Raw genomic sequence first — 5,246 nt, forward strand, 5'->3', positions numbered from 1 at the left:
GGCTATTTTGCTAGGAATTATGTCCCAGGCTCAACTATTTAAATTATTTAATTACATCGTAACCTTGATCTTCAATAGCTTCTTTAAAGTCGTTGAAAGCTACTTGATTTTCATCAAATTCAACTTCCACATTCCCATTCGCCAAGCTTACTTCTGAAGATGTTACACCATCTAATCCATTTAATGCTTTTTCAATTGAATGCTTGCAATGGTCACAGCTCATACCTTCTACATTAATAACTTCGTTAGTCAATGTTGTCACCTCCTTTCAAGAAATATAAGATTCTTATAATTTCATACGTTTTAGACGTAAAGCGTTTGTGACAACACTTACAGAACTTAAAGCCATTGCTGCTCCCGCAACCCAAGGTGCTAGCAGACCAATTGCTGCTATAGGGATACCTGCAACATTGTAACCAAACGCCCAAAATAGATTTTGGCGAATATTACGAATTGTAGATTTACTTGCTTTTATTGCTTTTGGAATTAATAAAAGGTCTCCTCCTAAAATAGTTATATCAGCAGCTTCGATTGCAACTTCTGTACCTGTACCAATGGCAATACCAATATCTGCTTTAACTAGTGCTGGAGCATCATTGACACCATCTCCAACCATAGCTACTTTTTTACCTTCAGATTGAATTTCTGCTACTTTAGAAGCTTTTTCTTCTGGTAAAACCTCTGCAATAATCGTGTCTATACCAACTTGTTTTGCTATTGCTTGTGCGGTACGTTTGTTATCACCAGTTAACATAGCAACTTCAATACCTAATTCATGAAGTTTTTGAATAGCTTGTTGGGCAGTATCTTTAACTGTATCAGCTACAGCGACAACCCCTCTCAATTCGTTATCTACGCTTATAAGCATTGCAGTTTTTCCTTCTTTTTCAAATTGAGCGAGATTTGTTTCAGCTTCATTAGTTTGGATTCCTTTTTCACTCATTAGTTTTCGATTTCCGACAAAAAGTTCTTTACCATCAATTGTTGCATTTATACCGCGCCCTGGTATAGCTTCAAAATGGTCTACTTCTAAAAATTCTAATGATTTTTCTTTAGCATAACTTACGATAGCTTCAGCTAGTGGGTGTTCAGAACCTTTTTCTGCACTAGCTAACAATTGTAATGTTTGATCATCTCCACTAAAATCAGTGACTTCAGGTGTGCCATTTGTTATAGTGCCAGTTTTATCTAAAACAACTGTATTAATAGCGTGTGTACCTTCAATGTGTTCTCCACCTTTAAATAGAATGCCATTTTCAGCAGCTTTTCCGGTACCCACCATTATAGAAGTAGGCGTAGCTAAGCCTAACGCACAAGGACAAGCGATAACTAATACTGCTATTGCAGCAACTAAGGCTGGTTCAAATTGTCCCGGCTGAACTAATGAAATCCATATAATAAATGTGAAAATCGCGATACCTACAACGATAGGTACAAAATATCCAGAAATAATATCTGCTAGTCTTTGTATTGGCGCTTTAGAACCTTGCGCTTCTTCGACAACTTTAACAATGGAGGCAAGAGCTGTATCTTTACCAACTTTTGTTGCTTCAACAGTAATTGCTCCATTTTTATTCATTGTTGATCCTATAACATTATCATTTTGCATTTTTTCAACAGGAATAGATTCACCTGTCAACATTGACTCGTCAATTGAAGTCATACCTTTAATTATTTTGCCATCTACTGGTATTTTTTCTCCTGGTTTGATAACTAAATAGTCTCCTTCTTTTACCTCACTTAAAGGAACCATAGTCTCTTCACCGTTGCGTAATATACGTGCTTCTTTAGCTTGTAAATTCAACAATTTACTTAACGCATTTGTTGTTTGTGTTTTAGCACGTGCTTCTAAATACTTTCCGAAAAGAATTAAAGTAATTAATACAGCACTTGTTTCAAAATATAGGTGTGGCTCATAATTTGTATTAATTAACCACTTAATCGATTCATAAATACTATAAAAGAAGGCTGCGCTTGTACCTAAAGCGACAAGAACATCCATATTTGCTGACCCATTACGAAGGTTTTTATAAGCGCCTACATAAAATTGCCAACCAATAACAAATTGAACAGGCGTTGCTAATACAAATTGGAACCACGGGTTCATAAATATATGTGGTATTTGAATACCAAATAAATGAACGAACATTGTCATTAACAATGGAGCTGCTAAAACAGCTGAAACAACTAATTTAATTAACTGTCGTTTTAATTGTTTTTCTTTTTGGGAACTTTTTTCTGATGCTTCTTTTTTAGGTTGTGCCTCATACCCTAGGTTTTTAATACGTTGTTGAAATTCATCTACAGACGTCATATCAGGGTTGTATTCTACAGTAGCACTTTCTGTGGTTAAATTAACTGTAGCCTTATTTACACCTGAGATTCGATTTAAAACTTTTTCGATTTTATTCGAACAAGCTGCACACGTCATTCCCATTACATCGAGATCCACTTTTTCGGTTAAAACTCCATAACCTGTTTTTTGAATTGTATTTGCAATATCTTCTAATGATGTAACATTGGGGTTATATTCAATTGTAGCTTTCTCTGTAGAAGGATTTACATTAGCGTTAACTTCATCTAATTTATTTAGATTTTTTTCTACTTTATTCGAGCAAGCTGCACATGTCATGCCTGTGATACCTAATGAGGTTTTTTTAATATTTTCACTCAATTATTTCTTTCCTCCTATTTTGAAAATTGTTTTAATACAACCATCAATTCTTTGATACTTTCTTCTCCGTTGCCATTTTTAATACCTTCACTTACACAATTAGATATATGGTCTTCAGTTACTATAAAACCCACTTGTTTTAGGGCTGATTGTATTGCTGTTATTTGTACTAGTACATCTATACAATATCTATCTTCTGCTATCATTGATTGTAAACCGCGCATTTGTCCTTCTAATCTTTTGAGTCTATTGAGCAATGCGTCATTGTTTTTAACAGTAGTAGTGTTCAATTTCACCCCTCCTCATATACCCTAACGGGGTATCTCTTGTTGGAATCTATATTATACCCCTAGTAGGTATAAGTCAATACAAAAGTTTCATATAAAAAATTAATATTTATAGTTTGTTTTAAGAGGTACACTTGTATAAAATGTATGCTAAAACTTATATTAGGAGAGATATATTTGGATAAAAATATACAACTTGAGCTTTACACAAGACCTACATGCTCTGATTGCCAAGAATCAAAAAGGTATTTAAACTCTCAAGAGATTAGTTATAGTCATAAAGATGTAAGTCAAAATTTGGACTTAGAAGAAGAAATGAAAAAAATATCAGGCAACCGAATTGTTCCCTTATTTGTTTTTTATAAAAAAATTTTTTGGGGTAAAAAAAAGTTGTTTAAATATTACGTGGGATTTGAAAATAACAAAAAAGATATATTAAATATATTGGAATAATTAAATAAACAGCCATTATTAAAAAATAATGGCTGTTTATTTAATGATGATGTTGACTGTCTTCTTCTTTCACGATACAAAACAATTTTTCACTATGATTATTGTTAGAAGTTTCAGTCTGTATTGTGACATGTTGAATATTTTGATGATTGAGTTCATGTTCTATACGTTTAAGTAAAAACTCATTTTCAGTAATGGTCATTGTATCTTCTACAACAATATGACAAGATAACGCGTTTAATCCGCTAGTTACTGACCAAACATGAAAGTCATGAATATTTTTAACTTCTTTGAATTTTTTAATAGTTTTAATAATGTCTTTTGTATTTATATTGCTTGGTGCTCCCTCCATTAATACATGAAGACTTGATTTTGTTACATAAAAGCCGCTACGTAGTACTAAAATTGCTACAATCACACTTGCTAAAGGATCCGCCCACCCCCATCTAAAAAATATAATGAGAAGGGCTGCTATAACTGCACCTATAGATCCAAGCATGTCGCTTATTACATGCAAATATGCTCCACGCATATTTAAGTTTTCTTCTACATCGCTCCCGCGCAGCATTATCCAAGCCACAATAATATTAATAAACAAGCCTACCAAGGCGATAATTAACATGCCTGTAGAAGCTACCTCAGGGGGGTTTTTAAATCTCTCAATAGCTTCATAAAAAATATAGATAGCTATTAACATCAAAGTAATACCATTAAGTACAGCTGCTAGTATTTCAAACCTTTTGTAGCCAAAAGTTTTATTTGTATTAGCTTGCTTCGCTCCTAAAGTAAATGCAATTAAAGCAATACCTAAAGAAATAGAATCACTTAACATATGACCAGCATCTGAAATTAACGCAAGACTGTTAGTAAAGAAACCACCTAACCCTTCTACAATCATGTAACTTGTAATAATAATAAAACTAATTAATAAAGTCTTTTTGTTCGCGCCATGTGTATGATTATGATTGTGATCGTTTTCCATTTAATCCCTCCTCTTTTTAATGATGAAAAATATTTTCTATAATTTGAATTTTTGTTTTTATAACTATAGAGTTAAAAAATATAAAATTTCAATTAATGTTTTGTTACTCGAAGAAAATCATACTAACTTATGAATATATGCTCATATATTCATAAGTTAGTATGATTTTTATCCTTTGTCAATATAGAAATGCTTTGTATTTTGTATATTAAATAAAAACCCTACTTTGCTTTGGACAGTAGTGGGATTTTTGCATATGATAAACCACACTTCACTTGCTAAATATTAACTATATTATAATTAACAAGTGATAATTTCTTTTTAGAGAAAATAATGTATTCACGCCTTTAGGCGTGAATACATTATTTTTTTTTTGAATAGTTTAGAAAAGATAGATTGTTTTTGTTCATTTTTTTTGATGCTTTTGGAGTAATGATATCTTCTTTTGAATCTATATTATCAGTTTCTATTTTTTTGGTATTACTTAATATATTTTGGCTATTTAAATTCAAAGATTGTTCTTGTTTTAATGCAATTGTTAAATCGTCAATTTGTCGATTCTTTTGTCGAATTTCTGATTCTAAATGCTCTATGTATTTATCGATATAACTGCTATATTGGTTATTTAATGATTCTGTTTTGTTTGTCGATTTTTCATCAAATTTTGTCGATTCTTTTGTCGTTTTTTTATTTAAAATTGTTTTTAGATAATCTATTGTATTATCATCTATTAATGATTTGTTACCTACTTTGTTTACCTTCAAATTTGAAGGTAAACTTTTTAAATGATAATGAATTGTTTGTTTAGAGACATCTAAAGGTTCTGTTGCAAAGTAAAAAATATAGCTAA

5 protein-coding genes and 1 pseudogene are annotated in these 5,246 nt (G+C 31.7%); 1 reads left to right on the forward strand and 5 read right to left on the reverse strand.

Translation table 11 applies throughout. The annotated features are described in order from the left end of the window. Positions 1-43: 43 nt before the first annotated feature. Genes copZ through HMPREF2663_RS02135 form a run of 3 tightly spaced genes read right to left on the reverse strand, consistent with a single transcriptional unit; the run spans position 44 to position 2,964 of the window. Positions 44-253 carry a copper chaperone CopZ gene (gene copZ / locus HMPREF2663_RS02125; protein ID WP_001831373.1) on the reverse strand — a complete coding sequence of 70 codons (210 nt, stop codon included), beginning with the start codon at positions 251-253 and terminating at the stop codon, positions 44-46. Between the two features lie 33 nt (positions 254-286). Then, positions 287-2,674, reverse strand: coding sequence for a heavy metal translocating P-type ATPase (locus tag HMPREF2663_RS02130; protein ID WP_001832797.1), 2,388 nt, complete (start codon positions 2,672-2,674; stop codon positions 287-289). Between the two features lie 14 nt (positions 2,675-2,688). Beyond that, positions 2,689-2,964: a metal-sensing transcriptional repressor gene (locus HMPREF2663_RS02135; protein ID WP_001831396.1), complete on the reverse strand. Its 276-nt coding sequence runs from the start codon at positions 2,962-2,964 to the stop codon at positions 2,689-2,691. A 174-nt stretch (positions 2,965-3,138) separates the two neighbouring features. On the opposite strand from HMPREF2663_RS02135, the gene HMPREF2663_RS02140 reads away from it, so the two are divergent. Continuing rightward, positions 3,139-3,414 carry a glutaredoxin family protein gene (locus tag HMPREF2663_RS02140; RefSeq protein WP_001831374.1) on the forward strand — a complete coding sequence of 92 codons (276 nt, stop codon included), beginning with the start codon at positions 3,139-3,141 and terminating at the stop codon, positions 3,412-3,414. 40 nt (positions 3,415-3,454) lie between these two features. Here the strand turns inward: HMPREF2663_RS02140 and HMPREF2663_RS02145 are convergent, their stop codons facing one another. Together HMPREF2663_RS02145 and HMPREF2663_RS02150 are read right to left on the reverse strand one after the other, a co-directional pair. Beyond that, positions 3,455-4,396, reverse strand: coding sequence for a cation diffusion facilitator family transporter (locus tag HMPREF2663_RS02145; RefSeq protein ID WP_001831389.1), 942 nt, complete (start codon positions 4,394-4,396; stop codon positions 3,455-3,457). Between the two features lie 339 nt (positions 4,397-4,735). After that, positions 4,736-5,238, reverse strand: a pseudogene (locus HMPREF2663_RS02150) (replication-associated family protein). Between the last annotated feature and the right edge of the window lie 8 nt (positions 5,239-5,246).

Origin of the sequence: Staphylococcus sp. HMSC077D08 (genome assembly GCF_001837945.1) — a bacterium.
GTDB classification, from domain to species: domain Bacteria; phylum Bacillota; class Bacilli; order Staphylococcales; family Staphylococcaceae; genus Staphylococcus; species Staphylococcus epidermidis.

Excerpts from the sequence above, each read along its gene's own strand:
- HMPREF2663_RS02145 (WP_001831389.1), bottom strand. The coding sequence starts at position 4,396 with ATGGAAAACGATCACAATCATAATCATACACATGGCGCGAACAAAAAG.